Source organism: Variovorax sp. GW823-FHT04B03, from assembly GCF_058796495.1.
Map to the genome: position 1 here is coordinate 545,412 of NZ_JBXAIT010000005.1, position 17,890 is coordinate 563,301.

General features: G+C 70.4%; 12 protein-coding genes. 5 read left to right on the forward strand and 7 right to left on the reverse strand.

All coding sequences use genetic code 11. The features are described from left to right. Window positions 1-2: 2 nt before the first annotated feature. The 3 genes from AC1RAD_RS23655 to AC1RAD_RS23665 are packed head-to-tail and all read right to left on the reverse strand — an operon-like array spanning window position 3 to window position 7,059. Window positions 3-2,078, reverse strand: coding sequence for a sensor histidine kinase (locus AC1RAD_RS23655; protein ID WP_492737499.1), 2,076 nt, complete (start codon window positions 2,076-2,078; stop codon window positions 3-5). Between the two features lie 2 nt (window positions 2,079-2,080). After that, the gene (locus AC1RAD_RS23660; protein WP_095747289.1) at window positions 2,081-2,899 is read right to left on the reverse strand and encodes a carbon-nitrogen hydrolase family protein; all 819 of its coding nucleotides are present in this window, start codon (window positions 2,897-2,899) and stop codon (window positions 2,081-2,083) included. Next, a complete protein-coding gene (locus AC1RAD_RS23665) occupies window positions 2,896-7,059 on the reverse strand; it encodes a YhdP family protein (RefSeq protein ID WP_492737501.1) in 4,164 nt (1,387 codons plus the stop codon). Before AC1RAD_RS23665 ends, AC1RAD_RS23660 begins: the two co-directional genes overlap by 4 nt. Before the next feature lie 25 nt (window positions 7,060-7,084). On the opposite strand from AC1RAD_RS23665, the gene glnE reads away from it, so the two are divergent. Then, window positions 7,085-9,880 (forward strand): bifunctional [glutamate--ammonia ligase]-adenylyl-L-tyrosine phosphorylase/[glutamate--ammonia-ligase] adenylyltransferase, encoded by a 2,796-nt coding sequence (gene glnE, locus AC1RAD_RS23670; protein WP_492737503.1) that lies wholly within the window; start codon window positions 7,085-7,087, stop codon window positions 9,878-9,880. Further along, a complete protein-coding gene (locus tag AC1RAD_RS23675; protein ID WP_492737505.1) occupies window positions 9,873-10,979 on the forward strand; it encodes a septal ring lytic transglycosylase RlpA family protein in 1,107 nt (368 codons plus the stop codon). Before glnE ends, AC1RAD_RS23675 begins: the two co-directional genes overlap by 8 nt. Window positions 10,980-10,982: 3 nt before the next feature. Here the strand turns inward: AC1RAD_RS23675 and AC1RAD_RS23680 are convergent, their stop codons facing one another. The 3 genes from AC1RAD_RS23680 to AC1RAD_RS23690 all read right to left on the reverse strand — a co-directional run bounded on the left by AC1RAD_RS23680 (window position 10,983) and on the right by AC1RAD_RS23690 (window position 13,401). Next, window positions 10,983-11,450, reverse strand: coding sequence for a carboxymuconolactone decarboxylase family protein (locus AC1RAD_RS23680; protein ID WP_062475252.1), 468 nt, complete (start codon window positions 11,448-11,450; stop codon window positions 10,983-10,985). A 105-nt stretch (window positions 11,451-11,555) separates the two neighbouring features. Further along, entirely contained in the window at window positions 11,556-12,446 is an 891-nt protein-coding gene (locus tag AC1RAD_RS23685; RefSeq protein ID WP_062475255.1) for an RNA polymerase sigma-70 factor, read from the reverse strand. A gap of 97 nt (window positions 12,447-12,543) precedes the next feature. Beyond that, window positions 12,544-13,401, reverse strand: coding sequence for a ferritin family protein (locus AC1RAD_RS23690; protein ID WP_062475258.1), 858 nt, complete (start codon window positions 13,399-13,401; stop codon window positions 12,544-12,546). A 129-nt stretch (window positions 13,402-13,530) separates the two neighbouring features. Between AC1RAD_RS23690 and AC1RAD_RS23695 the strand changes: the two genes are divergently transcribed. After that, the gene (locus AC1RAD_RS23695) at window positions 13,531-14,160 is read left to right on the forward strand and encodes a glutathione peroxidase (RefSeq protein ID WP_492737508.1); all 630 of its coding nucleotides are present in this window, start codon (window positions 13,531-13,533) and stop codon (window positions 14,158-14,160) included. Window positions 14,161-14,489: 329 nt separating this feature from the next. On the opposite strand, the gene AC1RAD_RS23700 is transcribed toward AC1RAD_RS23695, so the two are convergent. Then, window positions 14,490-15,101: a glutathione S-transferase N-terminal domain-containing protein gene (locus tag AC1RAD_RS23700; protein ID WP_062475264.1), complete on the reverse strand. Its 612-nt coding sequence runs from the start codon at window positions 15,099-15,101 to the stop codon at window positions 14,490-14,492. A 119-nt stretch (window positions 15,102-15,220) separates the two neighbouring features. Here AC1RAD_RS23700 and purB point away from each other — a divergent pair, with 119 nt between their 5' ends. Together purB and AC1RAD_RS23710 are read left to right on the forward strand one after the other, a co-directional pair. Beyond that, the gene (gene purB / locus AC1RAD_RS23705) at window positions 15,221-16,600 is read left to right on the forward strand and encodes an adenylosuccinate lyase (RefSeq protein ID WP_492737510.1); all 1,380 of its coding nucleotides are present in this window, start codon (window positions 15,221-15,223) and stop codon (window positions 16,598-16,600) included. 143 nt (window positions 16,601-16,743) lie between these two features. Continuing rightward, window positions 16,744-17,868, forward strand: a complete 1,125-nt coding sequence (locus AC1RAD_RS23710) for a PepSY-associated TM helix domain-containing protein (RefSeq protein WP_492737512.1) — start codon at window positions 16,744-16,746, stop codon at window positions 17,866-17,868. Window positions 17,869-17,890: the final 22 nt, after the last annotated feature.

Here is a 17,890-nt window from a genome sequence, read left to right on the forward strand (position 1 = left end):
GGCTATCCCGCAGCCGGGAGCGTAAACCTGAAGACGGTGCCCCGGGGGCGGTTGGGCTCGAACATCAGCGCGCCGCCATGTTGCTCCACCACGGTGCGGCACAGGCTCAGGCCCAGGCCCATGCCGTCGGGGCGCGTGGTGAAGAAGGGCGTGAACAGGCGCGCCGCCACCTCGTCGCTGATGCCGCAGCCCAGGTCGGCCACGGAGAACTCGAGCCAGCGGCGGCCGTCGGCCGGCACGGTGGCGCCCACCGGCAGGGCGCGCGCCACGCGCAGGCGCAGCACGCGGCTGCCGGGCGTGTGGTCGGCGCCGTCCATGGCCTGCATGGCATTGCGCGCCAGGTTCAGCAGCACCTGCTCGACCAGCGTGCGGTCGCACACCACGGCGGGCAGGCGCTCTTCGCACACGATCTCGATCGTCACGTCGAGCTTGCGCGCCTGCAGCCGCACCAGCGGCAGCACGGCGTCGATCAGCGCCTGCGGCGCCACGGCCTCGCGCATGCGGTCGCGCCGGCGCACGAAGTCGTGCACGCTGCGGATCACCTGGCCGGCGCGGTCGGCCTGCTCGGCGATGCGCTTCACGGCCATGGCCACCTCGGCCTGCTCGCCGCGCGCCTCGGGCCCGATCAGGTTGAGCGAGCCGGTGGCATAGCTGGCGATGGCGGCCAGCGGCTGCGTGAGCTCGTGGCTCAGCAGCGAGGCCATCTCGCCCACGGTGGCCAGGCGCGCGCTGGCCTGCAGGCGCTCCTGGCTGGCGCGCGAGAGTTCCTCGACGCGGCGCTGCTCGCTCACGTCGATGAAGGCGCTCATCCAGCCGGTCTGCACCTTGTGCGCGTTGATCAGCGGCGCCTCGAAGATGAGCACCGGAAAGCGCGTGCCGTCCTTGCGCATGAAGACCGACTCGAAGCCCTCGCGCGGCGGCAGGCCGCCCGCGAAGCGGCGCGTCTGGCGCAGGTGGTACTCGTGGGCCAGCTCGGTCGGCCAGTAGGGCGCCTCGACGCTGTCGGCCATGAGCTCTTCGGGCGTGAAGCCGACCATCTCGCAGAAAGCCGGGTTGACGTAGGTGATGCGCCCCTGCAGGTCGCGCGCGCGCAGGCCGGTGATGACCGAGTCTTCCATCGCCTTGCGAAAGGCCAGCGCGTCGGCCAGGTCGCGTTCGGCGCGCAGGCGACGGCGGGTGTCGCGCGCCAGCAGCACGAGCACCGACACGAGCGCGATCGAGATCGCCGTGACCAGCGCCGTGAGCATGTTCGGGAACAGGTCGGGCGCGGCGCGCCAGCCGTCCACGCGCAGCATGAGCGAGGCGCCCGGCAGGTCGATGCGCTGCTGCGAGGTGAACACGCGCGTGCCGATGCGCCGCGAGGTGCCCAGCGCCACCAGCCGCGTGCCGTCGGCCTCGGTGAAGGCGACCTCCTGGCCGCGCGTGAGCGTAGGGCCGACCAGCTCGACCAGCGTGTCGCGCAGCGAATAGCTGGCCACCAGGTAGTCGCCGGCGTCCATCGGCAGGCACAGCTCCATCACTTCGACGCCACCGCCGCCGGCCACGGGCACGTAGTGGCTGGGCGAGTAGGCGGGCGCGCCGGCCTTGCGCGCGGTGGCGCAGGCCTGCGCCACGTCGGACTGCGCGGGGCCGCGGTTGCTCTCCTCGAGGATGCGCGTGCGGTAGGGCGTGTTCACGGCCTCGATGGGTTGCAGCTGCGCGTCGCGCCATTCGAGCCGCAGCCATTCGCGGTGCTCGCGCAGCTGCGCCGCCGCGCGGTCGGCCCAGTGCGTGCGCTCCATGCCCGGCGCGAGCGTGGCGCGCAGGCTCTGGGCGTTGCGCTGCAGGCCGCTGCGCAGGTCGACGACGGCGTCGGCGGTGTCGCGCTCCAGCGCGGCCTGCACCTGCTCGACCTCGTGCCGACCGGCCAGCCACACGACGGTGACCAGCAGCGCCGACACCAGCACCGCCAGCAGCAGCCACAGAAACCAGCGCTTCCACAGCGAGCGCAGGCGCGCGAAGGCGACGCCCCATCCCCGGCGCTGCGGCTGCTGTTGCGGCGGCGGCGGTGCAGGAACGTCGAGCGCCTCGTCGGCCATCGTCAGGCAAGCACGCGGTGCGACAGCGCGGGCAGCTGGGCGCGCGTGCGCTCGACCTGCCGGGCGTCGAGGTCGAACAGCACCACGCCCTCTTCGGCGGCCTGCTGCGCCACCACCGTGCCCCAGGGGTCGATGACCAGCGACTGGCCCCAGGTCTGGCGGCCGTTCTCGTGCGTGCCGCCCTGCGCGGGCGCGACCACCCAGGCCAGGTTCTCGATTGCGCGCGCGCGCAGCAGCACCTCCCAGTGGGCGGCGCCGGTGGTGCGCGTGAAGGCGCTGGGCACCAGCAGCAGGTCGGCGCCCTGCCCCGCCAGCGCGCGGTACAGCTCGGGAAAGCGCAGGTCGTAGCACACGCTCATGCCCACGCGCCAGGCGTGGCCGTCGCGCGAGGGCAGCTCGAACACCACGGGCTGCGCGCCCGGTGCGATGACGCGGCGCTCGTCGTAGCGCTCGGTGCCGTTGTCGAAGAAGAACAGGTGGATCTTGTCGTAGCGCGCCACGCACTTGCCCTCGGGCGAGAAGGCCAGCGAGCTGTTGAACACGTGGTCGGCGTCGTCGCTCTCGATGGGCAGCGTGCCGCCCACGATCCACAGGCCGAACTCGCGCGCCGCGTCGGCCAGGAAGCCCTGCACCGTGCCGGCGCCTGCGGTTTCGCGCAGGCCGAGTTTGTCGGTGTCGCGCGCGCCCATCATGCAGAAATACTCGGGCAGCACCGCGAGCTCGGCGCCGTCGCGCGCCGCCTGCCCGAGCAGCGCATGGGCGCGCACGAGGTTGGCTTCGCGGGCGATGGCGGACACCATCTGGATGGCTGCGACTTTCATTGCGTGGTCTCCGTTTTCTTGCCTTCGCTGGCGCCCGTGGATGTCGACCCACCCGGCAGGCCGGGCAGCAGCTGCAGCGAGCGCGGCACCTTGGCGATCTTGGGGTCGGCCCAGGTGCCTTCGACGTGGAACTCCTGCGTGGCGGCCGCGGCGAGCGGCTTGCTCAGCACCCACTGCGCGAGGAAGGTGCCCAGGCCGATGGCCGGGTTGATGGCCGTGGCCACCAGCGCGGCCGTGCCGGCGTTGATCTCGGGCACCACCACCACGCGCAGGTTCTGCGTCTCGCGCACGATGTCGGCCGAGCCGTCCATGAGCGCGGCGGCGTTCACGCCCTTCATCTGCAGGTTGTTGGTGCTGGCGATGCCCTTGTTGATCTTGGCGTCGCCGCGGATGAAGTCGAAGGCGAAGCCCTGGCTGAAGACGTCGCGGAAATCGAGCGTGAGTCGGCGCGGCAGCGCCTGCAGGCTCAGCACGCCCAGCAGCTTGGCCAGGCCCGGGTCGGCCTTGAGGAACTGGCCCTGCTCCACGTCGACCTGCAGCTGACCGCCCAGGCTGGGGTAGTCGAGCGAGAACGGCGAGCCGCGCCAGTTGACCTCGCCCTCGAGCCGCCCCTTGCCGCGGCGCAGCACGCCCGGCATGCCGAAGCGCGTGAGCAGGTCGCCGGCGTCGACGATGTCGAGCTTGAAGTTCATGGCCGTGGTGCGGCGCTGGCCGGCGCTTGCGCCGCCGCCCGCCGGCGCGGCCCAGGTGCCCTTGGCGGTGAAGGTGGCCTCGGGCACGCTGAAGGCGAGCTTGTTGAGCAGCCATTCGCGCCCGCCGCGGTTGACGGCGTCGATCTCGGCGCGGCCCAGGCGCTTGCCGAGCAGCTCGAAGTCGTCGACCACGATGTCCAGCGCCGGCAGGGTGCCGGGTTGCTCGTCGAGCAGGGTCTCGACCTGCGTGGCCTCGGCCGGCGCGATCTTCAGGCGCGCGAGCCGCGCATAGAGCCGGCCGGCCTGGCTGTGGCTGTACTCGGCGTAGCCGCTCAGCTCGGAGGCGTCGACGTTGGCACGCCACAGCGCGCCTTCGCGCGTGCCGCCGAGCACCACGTTGTGCAAGGTGCGCCCCGCGATGCCCAGCTGCTGCGCGCGCACCGCGATGCGCGTGGGCAGGTAGGCCAGGTCGGGATCGTCGGCGCGCTCGCCGCCGCCGACCACCGCGGCGGTGCCCACCAGCGTCTGCCAGGCGCCCATGTCGAGCTTGGCGACGTTGACGTTGGCGAACACGCCGCGGTCGGGCGGCAGCGCCGTCTCGCCGGGCGCCAGCCCGATGCCGATGCCGCCGCGCAGCACGTGCGCCTGGCCGTTGGCCGACAGCTCGCGCACGTACTGCACCGACCCGACGCGGCCGAGCTCGAGCGTCAGCTGGTCCTGCGTGGCGCGGCGGGCGTCGCGCGCCAGCACCTTCTTCTCGATGCGCAGCGGCATCAGTTCTTCAGCCGTCTTGACCAGCGGCGTGGGCAGCTGCAGCGCCAGCCCCTGCAGGCTGCTGGTGAGCGAGAACTCGGGCGTGTCGTCGCGCATCGAGAAGGTGGCGGCGTAGGGCGTGCTGCCGGTGGCGTGCTTGGCCAGGCGCGCGAGCCAGTCGACCTCGCGCGCGCCGCGCAGGCCTTCGGCGCTGGCCGTGCCCTGCGCCTTCAGCGCCAGTTCGCGCTGCGGCCCGCTGAAGCGGCCCTTGCCCTCGACGCGCACCTCGCCGCCCAGCAGGCGGGCCTGCACGCCGGCCAGCGAGAAGCCGGTGTCGGTGAAGCTGAGCGTGCCGCGCGCCTGCGTGAACGGCGGCGCCTCGGGCACCACCTGCAGCTCGTTGTCGGCCAGCGTCACGGTGGCCTGCACCTTGGTGTTGTCGACGTTTTCCAGCGGCAGGTCGAGGCGCAGCTTGTAGTCGGCCGAGCCGGTGGCGCGCGCGCGCTGCAGGAACGGCCCGGCCTCGCCGGCCAGCGGCGCACCGGCGCGCAGCACTTCGCCCAACGGCCCCTTGGCCTGCGCATCAACACGCAACAGCGCGGCGTGGTGCGACATGTCGGCGATCTGCGCCTCGGCCTTCGTGACCTCGACGCCGGGCGCGCCGGCAATGCGCCCGCGCGCATTGCGCACCAGCATGCCTGCGCGCTCGAACACCAGCTCGCCCGACACGCCCGTGAGCGCCGGCCACACGGGCGGCGGCGCGGCGGGCGGGCCGGTGCGCGACGCCGGGGTCGCGGGCGCGGCCGTGGCGGCCGCGAGCGAGGGCGGCACGTAGGCGTAGTGCACGTCCGACACCTTGGCCGCGATGCGGAACTCGCCCTGCTTCGGGTCCATGAAGGGCATGTCGTGCAGGTCGCCGCGCACGCGGAAATCGACCGTGCTGGCGGTGCCCTTGACGACCGATTCGCGCACGTAGTCGCGCGTGTGCTGCGGAATGTCGAGCGGCAGGTAGCGGAACACGCGGGTGCCGTCGGCGCGCGTGAGCTTGCCCTGCAGGTCGAGCACGCCGGGGTGCTGCGCGCGGCTGCTCGAGGTGGCGGGGTCGCTGGTGCGCCAGTGGGCCTCGGCCTCGCCCTCGGCGTCGGCGTTGGCAAAGCGCAGCTTCGACACCTGCACCTGCATGGCGCCGTTGTCGAGCTTCCATTGCAGCTGGGTCGAGAGCCGGTCGATGGGGATCACCGGGTCTTCGAACACGCCGGGGAATTCGAGCGTGCCCTTGGCCATGGCCAGCGTGGCGGTGCCGCCGGTGTGGCTCGCGTCGAAGTCGAGCGTGGCGCCGCTGAGGCCCGGGGTGCCGGGGTGCACGCGCGGCGGCGCGGCGGGGGCGCCGGCCGGTACCGGGGTGCTTTGGGCGGTGGCTGCAGGCGCCGGCTGCGAGGCCACGCGCAGGCCGCTGACCCGGCCCTTGGCCTGGTAGCGCGCGATCGCGTCGGGCGCGCCCTGCCAGTTCATGTCGATGCGCTCGACCAGCCCGCGCGGCGCGTAGGCGCCCAGCACGCGGTGCGTGGCCTCGCCCAACGGCAGGCGGTCGGCGATGAGGGCCAGCGCCGCAAGATCAAGCCGGTCGGCCTTCAACGCGCCGTGCTCGGGCGTGCGGCCCTTGGCGGGCGTGTGCTGCAGCCACAGGTTGCCGCCGGGCCAGCGCAGGCCGTCGACGGTGTCGAACTGCAAGGCGGTGGTCGAGAACTCGAAGGTGTCCGCGTTCATCTGTCCCGCCAGCCGGCCGGTGACGGCGCGCAGCACCAGCGGCTGCAGCCCCTTGCCGAGCGAGGCGTCGATGCGGTTCAGGCCCAGGTCGGCCGCGCCGCCGACGATGCGCCCGTCGTCCACGTCGGCCCACAGGCGCAGCGCGCCGTTGCCTTCGCGGATGCGCGCGTCGAGCGAAACGTACTGGCCCAGGCGCGTGACGTCGATGTAGGGCAGGTCGGCATAGAGCTGGCCGTCCCAGGTCTGCCAGTGGCCGCTGCGGATCGACAGCAGCGGCTGGCGGAACTGGCCGCGCAGCGTGAAGCGCTCGCCCCAGCCGGCCGGCGGCGTGGCATCCAGCCGCAGGCCGTGGCGGCGCGCGCCGTTGCGGGACACGAAGCGCACGTCGGTCAGCAGCAGCGGTTCGGCGCGGCGCTGCTCGTCGGTCCAGCGCACGGTGCCGCCTTCGATGACGAACTCGCGCTGCGCGAAAAACCAGTCGGCGGCGCGGGTTTCTCCGGTCGTGTCGGTCTCCATGTGCAATCCAGCCACATGGAGTTTTCCCTGAGTGTCGCGGCGCACGTCGAGCTGCGGGCCCTCAATGTAGAGCTGCTCGAAATTCAGGCGCCAGAGCGACCGCGGCGACACGCTCGCCACCACCCGCACGAGGCGAAGGGCCTCGCGCTGGTCTGCGTCCTGCAGCACCACGTCGCGCAATTCGAAGGCCGGAAATAGCCCTTCGGAACGGGCGGTGATGGCGCCGATGCGCACCGGGACACCGATGGCCTTGCTAGCCTGCGCCTCGAGTGCACCGCGAAAATCGCCGATTCGCGGCACAATCCACGCGTGCAGGACCACGACTGACAGTGCCAGCAGAAGCCACGCAGCGAAGAGCAGACCCAATAGCCAGCGCGCTGTCACAGCGGTGATTTGGAGCAGACGTGAAGGGGAAGACGCCGTGTCGTTCATTGAGGATCGCGCTGTGTCGGGAATTATGACCGCCAGCCTTGAGCCGGGTTCCGCGCCAACCCACACCAGTGTGAATCAGTTGCCATCCAATCCGACGCCTTCCGCGTTTTCTTCCAGTTCCCGATTCGTCCAGCGGCTGCGCCGCCGCTATGCGGCCGAGCTCGAATTGCTGCCGCCCGGCGAGCCCCGGCGCGAATCGATGACCGTCGCCTACGACGCCCTGCGCGCACGCGGCGTGGCCGTGGGCGATGCGTTGCGCATCGTGCGCCAGCTCACGATGGAACGTCTGGTCGCACTCGACTGCGACCAGCAGGCCCCGCTCGCGGTGGTGACCACCGCCGTGACCGAGCTGGCCGAACTGGCCCTGGACATCGCCTGCCAGGACGCCTGCCATGAACTCGACGCCCAGCACGGCGCGCCGCTCGGCCCCGAAGGCCAGCGCTCGCAGCTGTGGGTGATCGGCATGGGCAAGCTGGGCGCGCGCGAGCTCAATGTGTCCAGCGACATCGACCTCATCTACCTGTACGACGTCGACGGCGACACGGCCGGCGATGCCGACGGGCGCGGCAAGCTGTCCAACCAGGAGTACTTTGCGCGGGCCGTGAAGCGCATCTATGCGCTGGTGGGCGACGTGACCGAGCACGGCTTCGTGTTCCGCGTCGACCTGGCGCTGCGGCCCAACGGCAACTCGGGCCCGAGCGTGGTCTCGCTCGACGCGCTCGAAGAGTATTTCCAGGTGCAGGGCCGCGAATGGGAGCGCTTTGCCTGGATGAAGAGCCGCGTGGTCGCGCCGCGCGCCGTGGTGCTCGGCGGCCAGGCCCAGGCGCTGCGCAACGTGGTGCTGCCCTTCGTGTTCCGCCGCTACCTCGACTACAGCGTGTTCGACTCGCTGCGCATCCTGCACCGCCAGATCCGCGAGCAGTCGGCACGCCGCAGCGCCGGACGCCCCGAGCGCGCCAACGACGTGAAGCTCTCGCGCGGCGGCATCCGCGAAATCGAATTCACCGTGCAGCTCTTGCAGGTGGTGCGCGGCGGCCAGTTCCCCGAGCTGCGCACGCGCCCCACGCTCGACGCGCTGCAGCGGCTGGCGCGCGCCAACCTCATGCCGCAGGACACGGCCGACACGCTGGCCGCGGCCTACGAGTTCCTGCGCCGCGTAGAGCACCGCATCCAGTACCTGGACGACCAGCAGACCCACGTGCTGCCGGTCAACGACGACGACCTGCGCTGGATCGCGCAGTCGATGGGCTACGCCGATTGCTGCCCCTTCCTCGAACAGCTCGACACGCACCGCGAGTTCGTGGCCCAGGAGTTCGACAAGCTGCTGGGCGGCGAGAAGCCCTGCAACGGCAAGTGCAACGGCAAGAAGGCCGCCGCGCCCGCCGACCTGGTCGACCTGCTCGACGACCTGCCGCCCGTGTTCGCCGAGCGCATCCGCGACTGGTGCGAGACGCCGCGCGTGCTCGCCCTGCGCGAGGAAACCCGGGGCCGCCTGCGCCAGCTGGTGCAACGCACCGGCCAGTGGCTGAAGGAGCCCGACGGCGAGGGCGCGGGACAGACGCCGCGCCACGTCGATGCCGCCATGCGCTGGGCCGACTGGATCGAGCCGCTGATGCGCCGCGAGAGCTACCTGGCGCTGCTGGTCGAACGCCCCGCCGTGCAGGAGCGCCTGCTGCGCCTGCTGGGCGCCGCGAAATGGCCGGCGCGCTACCTCATGCAGCACCCGGGCGTGATCGACGAACTCGCGAGCGACGAGATGCTCTCGGGCCGCTTCATCGCCGACGAATTCGAGCGCGAACTCGAAGCGCGCCACACCTCGCTCACCCGCACCGGCGAGGCCGACGAAGAGCGCCTCTTGAACCTGCTGCGCCACGCCCACCATGCCGAGGTGTTCCGCACGCTGGCGCGCGACGTCGATGGCCGCATCACCGTCGAGCAGGTGGCCGACGACCTGAGCGCGCTGGCCGACACCACGCTGCGCGTGACCGCCCGCTGGTGCTGGCCGCATGTGCGCAACCGGCACCGCGAGGTGCCGCAGTTCGCGATCATCGGCTACGGAAAACTGGGCGGCAAAGAACTCGGTTACGGCAGCGACCTGGACATCGTGTTCGTCTACGACGACGACGACGAGCGCGCCGGCGAGGTCTATGCGGCCTACGTGCGCAAGCTCATCAACTGGCTCACGGTGAAGACGCGCGAGGGCGACCTGTTCGAGATCGACACCGCACTGCGGCCCAACGGCAACTCGGGCCTGCTCACCACCAGCTTCGAGGCCTACGAAAAGTACCAGCTCGGTCGCGGCAGCAACACCGCATGGACCTGGGAACACCAGGCCATGACGCGCGCGCGCTTCGTGCTGGGCAGCGCCGACCACGGCGCCGAGCTGGGCGCGCGCTTCGACCAGGTGCGCGAAGCCGTGCTGGTGGCCCCGCGCGACCGCGAGGCGCTGAAGGCCGAGATCATCGGCATGCGCAACAAGCTGCGCGGCGCCCGTCCCGTGAAGGCCGACCGCTTCGACGTGAAGCACAGCCCCGGCGGCATGGTCGATGCCGAGTTCGCGGTGCAGTTCCTGGTGCTGTCGGCCTCGGGCGCGCACCCCGAGCTGATTCCCAACCTGGGCAACATCGCGCTGCTGCTGCGCGCCGAGCAGGCCGGGCTGCTGCCCGAAGGCGTGGGCCGCAACGCCGCCACCGCCTACCGCGAGCTGCGCCGCGTGCAGCACACCGCACGCCTGAACGAAGAGCCCACGCAGGTCACGCCGCCCGCCCTGAGCGCCGAACGCGACGCCATGCTGGCCTTGTGGAAGGCGGTCTTTGGCTGACCGCGCCCTCGCCTCCCGCGCGCTGACGGCCTGCGCCCTGGCCGCCGCGCTCGTGCTGGCCGGCTGCGCCAGCGGACCGCGCAGCAGTGGTGGCGGCGTCGCCAGTGGCCGCGACGGCCCCGGCAGCAACATCCCCTCGGACCTCGACCGCGTGCCCGATGCCGAACCCCGCATCGAGGCGATCCGCAGCAGCGGCGGCACCAGCAAGCCGTACACGGTGCTGGGCCGGGGCTACGTGCCGATCACCGACGACCGGCCGTTCCGCGAATCGGGCATCGCCTCGTGGTACGGCCGCAAGTTCCATGCAGCCTCGACCGCGAGCGGCGAACCCTACGACATGTACGCCATGACGGCCGCGCACAAGACGCTGCCGCTGCCGAGCTATGTGCGCGTGCGCAACCCGGCCAACGGGCGCGAGGTGATCGTGCGCGTGAACGACCGCGGCCCCTTCGTGGACGGCCGCGTGATCGACCTGAGCTACACGGCGGCGCTGAAGCTCGACCTGCTGCGCGGCGTGGCGCCGGTGGAGATCGAGCGCATCACCAACGACGACATCCGCACCGGCGCCTGGCGCCGCGATGCGGGCACGGCCTATGCGGCTGCACCGGCACCGGCCCCCGCGCCCGTCCGGGTGGCGGCGGCGCCGGTGGCCGTGCCGTCGGCCTGGGTCGCGCCGGTTGCAATGACGGCTGCTGCAGCACCCGCAGCGACGATGCCCGTGGCACCGCAGACGCCGGTGATGGCCGCGGCACCGTCGGAGCCCGAGGCACCGACCGGCCCGCGCGAAGCGATGGTGGTGACGGACCTCGCGCCGCTGGCCCCGCTCGCTGCGCCCGCCGCACCCTCGGCGCCGTCGTCCGCCGCGTCCGGCTTCTGGGTGCAACTCGGCGCGTTCCGCGAACGCGACGGCGCCGAGAGCCTGAGAAACCAGGCCGCGCGCGGCCTGCCCACGCTGGCACCGCAGCTGCGCGTGTTCAGCGAAGCCGGCACGCACCGCCTGCAGGCCGGGCCGTTCCCGTCGCGCAATGCGGCGGGCGAGGCCGTCACGCAGCTGCGCGACAACCTGCGCATCGCGCCGATGGTGGTCGAGCGGCGCTGAGGTTCAGGGCATCGCCTTGGCCACGACCTGCGAACGCAGGCCCACACCGAGGCGGTTCCAGGCGTTGATCTGCGCCACGGCGAGCGAGAGCTCGACGATTTCCTGGTCGCTGAACACGGCCTTCAGGGCTTCGAACTCGGCATCGCGATCGGCGTGGTGGTCGGCCAGGCGCGTGAGCGTTTCGGCCCAGTCCAGCGCGGCCCGCTCGCGTTCGTTGAACAGACTCACTTCGCGCCAGGTGGCCAGGCTGTTGATGCGCTGCCAGTCTTCGCCCTGCACGCGCAGGTCGCGCACGTGCATGTCCAGGCAGTAGGCGCAGCCGTTGATCTGCGAGACGCGGGCAAAGACGAGGTCGATCAGCACCTTGCCGAGCGTGCTCGACTCGAAGCTGCCGTTGACGGCGATCATGGCCTGGAAGGACTTCGGGGCGAACTTGGTCCAGGCGAGACGGAGGGCGGGGGCTTGGCTCATGAGATGTACTCCAGGGTGGTTGAAGGAAAAACAGCGAAATCTGCTTGCTACACCCTGAAGACGCGTCAGCCACCGGCCCTGTGACAGGCCGCGCGAATTTTTTCTTCAACCGCCCCGTTTGGCCGCGAACAGTTGGGCGATGCGCGCCAGCTTGTCGGGGTTGCGCTGGGCGCGGATGCGCACGATGCGCTCGCCCTCGATCTCGAAGGTCTGGGCCGATTCGAGTTCGCCGTCCAGAAAGCGCAGCATGCCGGGCTCGCCGTTGAGCTCGACCAGTTCCATGTGCACGCCGGCGCCCATGCGGCGCCAGAGCGAGAAGTACAGCTGCGCCAGCCGCTGGCTGCCGCGCAGGATCTTGCTGAAGGTCTGCACCTTGCCCCCGCCGTCGCCGATGAGTTCGACGTCTTCCGCCATCAGCGCCTTCAGGTCCTGCATGCTGCCGCGCGCGGCAGCGTCGGCAAAGGCACGCAGCAGGCGCTGGTGGGTGTCGCGCGAGACCTGGAAGCGCGGGCGCGCCTCCTGCACCTGGGCCTTGGCGCGGTGCACCAGCTGGCGGCAGGCGGCCTCGCTCTTGCCGAGGGTCTGGGCGATCTCGTCGTAGTCGGCGTCGAACACCTCGCGCATGAGGAAGGCGGCGCGCGCCTCGGGCGCCAGGCGCTCGAGCACGGCCAGGAAGGCGACGGAGATGTTGTCGACGCGCTCGAGCGTTTCCTCGGGCGTGTCGGGCGACCCGGTGAGCGTGGGCTCGGGCATCCACGGGCCGATGTAGTGCTCGCGCTGGACCTTGGCGCTGCGCAGCCGGTCGATCGACAGGCGGGTGACGACGGTCACGAGCCAGGCTTCGGCGCTGTCGAAACTGGCCTTGTCGGCTTCATGCCAGCGCAGCCAGGCGTCCTGCACCACCTCTTCGGCCTCGGCCACGGAGCCGAGCATGCGGTAGGCGATGCCCTGGAGGCGGCGGCGGTGGCTGTCGAAGGTGAGGGTCGGGTCGTCCATGCCCGATTAGACGTTCGAGGCCCGTGCGCTGTGACAGGCCGCGGCCAAAAAAATCGCCCCGGCATGCGGGGCGATTTCATCGATGTCCTGGGACGGCTCAGGCGCCCTGGTATTCGGGCTTGGGGCCCAGCGTGGCCGAGACTTCCTTGCGGTAGCGGTTCAACTCCTGCACGGTCTTGAAGCTGCGGTTCATCAACAGGCTCAGGTTGTGCAGGATGCGCTCGCCGACCTTGGTTTCCCAGCCGGCGTCGAACTTGATCTGCTTGTCCAGCCAATGCTCGAGCCAGTCGGGATCGGGCATGCGGCTCTGGATGGTGTCGTTCGGGAACAGCGCCTTGTTCACGTGCAGGTTGGTCGGGTGCAGCGCCTGGGCCGTGCGGCGCGCGCTGGCCATGAGCACGCCCACCTTGGTGAAGGCGGCACGGGCTTCGTCGCCGAACTTTTCCATGGCGCGCTTCATGTAGCGCAGGTAGGCGCCGCCGTGGCGGGCTTCGTCCTGGCTCAGCGTGGTGTAGATGTGCTTGATGACCGGCTCGGTGTGCCACTGGGCGGCGCGGCGGTACCAGTGGTTCAGGCGGATCTCGCCGCAGAAGTGCAGCATGAGGGTTTCGAGCGGGGGCGCCGGGTCGAAGTCGAAGCGCACCTCGTGCAGTTCCTGTTCGGTGGGCGCGTGCTGCGGGCTGAAGCGCTTCAGGTACTCCATGAGCACCAGCGAGTGCTTCTGCTCTTCGAAGAACCAGATCGACATGAACGCCGAAAAGTCGCTATCGTGCCGGTTGTCGCGCAGGAACATCTCGGTGGCCGGCAGCGCCGACCACTCGGTGATGGCATTCATCTTGATGGTCTGCGCCTGCTCTTCAGTCAGCAAGGAAGCGTCGAACGACTGCCAGGGGATGTCCTTGTCCATGTCCCAGCGGACGGATTCGAGTTGTCTGAAGAGTTCCGGGTAGAGCATCAAAGTCTTTCAATGGCCGCCGATTTTAGTCGGGCCGTTTGGCGCGCCCGTGACAGACGCGCGATGATGTGCTTGTGCGCGCGCCCGCGCCATAGATGCACACCCCCCTTTTCGATCCAGGAGCCCGTCATGCGAACCCCCGCCCGATTGTCGATGCTGCGACGTTGCGCCACGGCCTTTTCCCTCGTGGCGGGCCTGTCCGCCGCCCTGTCGGCGGGTGCCCAGACGGCCCCCGCCGCCCCTGCCGCGCCCGCGGTGGGCAGCGCCGCCGGGTGCCCGGCGATCCTGCAGCACAGCTTCCCGCGGCTGCAGGATGAAAAGCCCCAGAACCTGTGCCAGTACTCCGGAAAAGTGGTCCTGGTGGTCAACACGGCCAGTTTTTGCGGCTTCACCCCGCAGTACAAGGGGCTGGAGGCGCTGGACATGAAGTACCGCGCCCGCGGCCTGGTGGTGCTGGGCTTCCCGTCGAACGATTTCTCCCAGGAATCGGGCTCCAACAAGGAAATCGCCGATTTCTGCGAAAGCACCTTCGGCGTGAAATTCCCGATGTTCGCCAAGTCGTCGGTGCGCGGCACCGACGCCAACCCGCTGTTCAAGCAGCTCGCGCAGGCCTCGGGCACGACGCCGAAGTGGAACTTCTACAAGTACCTGATCGGGCGCGACGGCAAGGTGGTGCAGGCGTGGTCGAGCATGACGGCGCCCGACGAGAACGGCTTCGTCCAGGTCATCGAGAAACAGCTCGGCCCCAGCGGCGACTGACCGCCCTGCAATGTGAACTTTGAGTCACAAACGTTTACCACTCGAACGGGAACCGTGCGGCGGCACCGCGCTCATACTTGAGCGTGGGCGGCCAAGGCCCACAGGTTTTCATGTTGCGAGGTCTTCCGGGCGCCTGCCGTCCGGTTGAAATCCCGAGGCGATTCTTCTCCTCCTCCCTCCCTCCCTCCTTCGTGTCGGGGCGCCTCGCAGCATTTTTGTCTTCCCGCCGAAAGCGGGGCCCGCGATGACGCAGCGCCCCCTCGGCCTTCCTGTACGCGGTGGCCCGAACGGCCCCAAGAAAAAAGCGCCCCGCGGGGCGCTTTGTCGTTTCAGGGCTGGGTGTCGATGAAGCTCGGCCGCAGCATGAGCTTGTCGTACAACTTGGCCAGGTTGGCGTGGTCGCCGCGCCAGTCGATCTCGGGAAAACGCAGCCCCAGCCAGCCCAGCGCGCAGCCGACCGCGATGTCGGACAGGCTCAGGTGGATGCCGCTGCAGAAGGGCTTGTCGCCCAGGCCCTTGGCCATGGCGGCCACGCCGGCCTGGACCTTGGCGCGCTGGCGCTCGATCCAGGCGGCGCTGCGCTCGGCGTCGGCGCGGCCGGTCCAGGTGGCTTCGAGGCGCCAGAGCACGCCGGCGTCCATGACGCCGTCGGCCAGCGCTTCCCAGGTCTTGACCTCGGCGCGTTCGCGGCTTTGCTGCGGAATGAGCTTGCCCACGGGCGACAGGGTGTCGATGTACTCGACGATGACGCGCGAGTCGAACATCGCCTCGCCGCCTTCCATGATCAGGCACGGCACCTTGCCCAGCGGATTCGAGTGGGCGATCGTGGTGTCGGCGGACCAGACGTCTTCGATCACGAACTGGTAGTCGAGCCGCTTTTCGGCCAGCACCACGCGCACCTTGCGCACATACGGGCTGGCGGCGGATCCGATCAGTTTCATGAAGGCTCTCTCCCCATCGCTTGTTAACGTTTGTTCGCAGGCATTTTAGGTGAAGGGAAAAAGACAGCGCCCGAATTCCCCCGCGGCGCGGCCACCCGTCGGCCGCCTAAAATTCGGGCATGAGCTTTTCCACCGTCTCCGCCCTCTCCCCCCTTGACGGCCGCTATGCGGCCAAACTCGCGGCCTTGCGCCCGCTGATGAGCGAACAGGGCTATATGCACCGTCGCGTGCAGGTGGAGGTGGCCTGGTTCATTGCGCTGTCCGACTGCGGCTTTGCCGAGTTCAAGCCCCTCACGGGCGGCGCCCGCAAGTACCTGATGGGGCTGGTGTCGCACTTCTCCGAGGCCGACGCGCTGGCCATCAAGGACATCGAGAAGACCACCAACCACGACGTGAAGGCCGTCGAATACTGGATCAAGTCGAAGTTCGAAGCCCGGCCGGAGCTGCTGGCCGCCGCCGAGTTCGTGCACTTCGCCTGCACCAGCGAAGACATCAACAACACCAGCCACGCCCTGCAGATCCAGGCCGCACGCGACACCGTGGTGCTGCCGGCCATCGACGGCCTGATCGCCAAGCTGCGCGAAATGGCGCACCAGTTCGCCGACGTGTCGATGCTCTCGCGCACGCACGGCCAGACCGCCAGCCCGACCACCGTCGGCAAGGAAATCGCCAACGTGGCGGTGCGCCTGACCAAGGCCCGCGCGCAAATCGCCGCCGTGCAGCTGCTGGGCAAGATGAACGGTGCCGTGGGCAACTACAACGCCCACCTGGCCGCCTGGCCCGAATTCGACTGGGAAGCCTTCAGCCGCAAGGTCGTCGAGACGCCCGCGCCGCTGGGCCTGGGCCTGAGCTTCCAGCCCTACAGCATCCAGATCGAGCCGCACGACTACATGGCCGAGCTGTTCGACGCCGTGGCGCGCGTCAACACCATCCTGGTCGACTTCTCGCGCGACATCTGGGGCTACGTGAGCCTGGGCTACTTCAAGCAGCGCCTGAAGAAGGGCGAGATCGGCTCGTCGACCATGCCGCACAAGGTCAACCCGATCGACTTCGAGAACGCCGAGGGCAACCTGGGCCTGGCCAACGCGGTGCTGCGCCACCTGAGCGAGAAGCTGCCCATCAGCCGCTGGCAGCGCGACCTGACCGACAGCACGGTGCTGCGCAACATCGGCGTGGCCTTCGGCTACGCCACGCTGGCCTACGCGAGCCTGGCCACCGGCCTGGGCAAGCTCGAGATCAACCAGGAAGCGCTGGCCGACGACCTCGAGGCCTCGTGGGAAGTGCTGGCCGAACCGATCCAGACCGTGATGCGCCGCTTCGGCGTGCAGGGCGCCTACGAGCAGCTCAAGGAAGTCACGCGCGGCAAGACCGTGACGGCCGAGGCGCTGCACGGGCTGATCCGCTCGCTGGAGATTCCCGAGGAAGAGAAGACCCGCCTTCTGGCCATGACGCCGGCCAGCTACACCGGCAAGGCGGCCGAGCTGGCCCGTAGAATTTAGACTTCCCCCGCGACGATCCGCCGGCCCGTGCCGCCCACGGCCGGTGCGCCTCGTTCGCCATTCGATACCCACCAGCCAACGTGCCCTGTGCAGGGCACGCCAGCCGACAACCCAGACGGGACGCCTCGACGTCCCCGTTGTTCATGCGGCGCGCCCCACTGAGACGCCTCTGGCTCACGCTCCACCGATGGATCGGCCTCACGCTCGGGCCGCTGCTCGCCCTCACGGCGCTCCTGGGCGCCGTGCTGGTGGTGGCGCTGTCGCTCGACCGCGCGGCGCATCCTGAGCTCTTCGTCGCGCACAGCAACAGCAGTGCGACCCCCGCGCCGCTGGAGCCCCTGCGCCAGCGCCTGCTCGCCGAGTTCGGCCCCGACACCAATTTCACGCTGCGCCCGCCACGCCAGCCCGGCGACACGCTCTGGGTGCTGGTGCGCGGCCCGTGGGACGGCACGCTCTACCTCGACCCCGCCACCGGCGCCGAACAGGGCCGCCGCGGCACGCACGAAGGCGCCTACAACCTGCTGTTCGAGCTGCACAGCAGCCTGCTGCTGGAAGACACGGGCAAGGGCATCCTCGCCATTGCCGCGCTGGCGTACCTGTTCCTGCTGGTCACCGGCGTGGTGCTGTGGTGGCCGGCGCGCTGGCCGCCCTCGCTGCGCATCGTGCTGGACCGCGGCCTGCTGCGCGGGCTGTTCGACCTGCACCGCACGGGCGGCGCCGTGCTCGGACTGCTGATCGCGGTGTCGGTCTTCACCGGCGCCTACATGGCCTGGCGACCGCTGGGCGGCTTCATCTCGACCGCGCTCGGGCAAACACCTGCCAAGGCGCCCGGGGTGCCCAAGGGCACCGCCACCGGCCCGCGCCTGCCGCTCGACGACCTCGTCGCCCGCGCGCAGGCCGTGTTCCCCGGCCAGCCCATCGGCTACGTGCAGGTGCCCGGCCGCGCGGACCGGCCGCTGCGCGTGCGCTTCCGGCTCGCCGACGACCCGCACCCGAACGGCATCGGCTCGGTGTGGGTGCACCCGGTCACGGGCGAGCTGCTCGGCGTGCGCCGCTGGCAGGACATGGACACCGGCAACGGCGTGGTGGTCGTGATCTATCCGCTGCACACCGGCGTGCTCGGCGGCGTGGTGCACCAGGCGGTCACCGCGCTGCTGGGCCTGGCGCTGGCCGGTCTCGGCCTGAGCGGCGTGTGGCTCTGGTGGCGCCGGCGTGCGGTGGCTGCGGCCGCGCGCAGCCAGGCACTGTCGCGCGGCGCGGCGCCCTGAACGACGCACACATCCCATCCCT

Excerpts from the sequence above, each read along its gene's own strand:
- AC1RAD_RS23660 (WP_095747289.1), bottom strand. The coding sequence starts at position 2,899 with ATGAAAGTCGCAGCCATCCAGATGGTGTCCGCCATCGCCCGCGAAGCC.
- AC1RAD_RS23665 (WP_492737501.1), bottom strand. The coding sequence starts at position 7,059 with ATGAACGACACGGCGTCTTCCCCTTCACGTCTGCTCCAAATCACCGCT.
- AC1RAD_RS23690 (WP_062475258.1), bottom strand. The coding sequence starts at position 13,401 with ATGCTCTACCCGGAACTCTTCAGACAACTCGAATCCGTCCGCTGGGAC.
- AC1RAD_RS23655 (WP_492737499.1), bottom strand. The coding sequence starts at position 2,078 with ATGGCCGACGAGGCGCTCGACGTTCCTGCACCGCCGCCGCCGCAACAG.
- AC1RAD_RS23710 (WP_492737512.1), top strand. The coding sequence starts at position 16,744 with ATGCGGCGCGCCCCACTGAGACGCCTCTGGCTCACGCTCCACCGATGG.
- AC1RAD_RS23685 (WP_062475255.1), bottom strand. The coding sequence starts at position 12,446 with ATGGACGACCCGACCCTCACCTTCGACAGCCACCGCCGCCGCCTCCAG.
- AC1RAD_RS23700 (WP_062475264.1), bottom strand. The coding sequence starts at position 15,101 with ATGAAACTGATCGGATCCGCCGCCAGCCCGTATGTGCGCAAGGTGCGC.
- AC1RAD_RS23695 (WP_492737508.1), top strand. The coding sequence starts at position 13,531 with ATGCGAACCCCCGCCCGATTGTCGATGCTGCGACGTTGCGCCACGGCC.
- purB (WP_492737510.1), top strand. The coding sequence starts at position 15,221 with ATGAGCTTTTCCACCGTCTCCGCCCTCTCCCCCCTTGACGGCCGCTAT.
- glnE (WP_492737503.1), top strand. The coding sequence starts at position 7,085 with ATGACCGCCAGCCTTGAGCCGGGTTCCGCGCCAACCCACACCAGTGTG.
- AC1RAD_RS23680 (WP_062475252.1), bottom strand. The coding sequence starts at position 11,450 with ATGAGCCAAGCCCCCGCCCTCCGTCTCGCCTGGACCAAGTTCGCCCCG.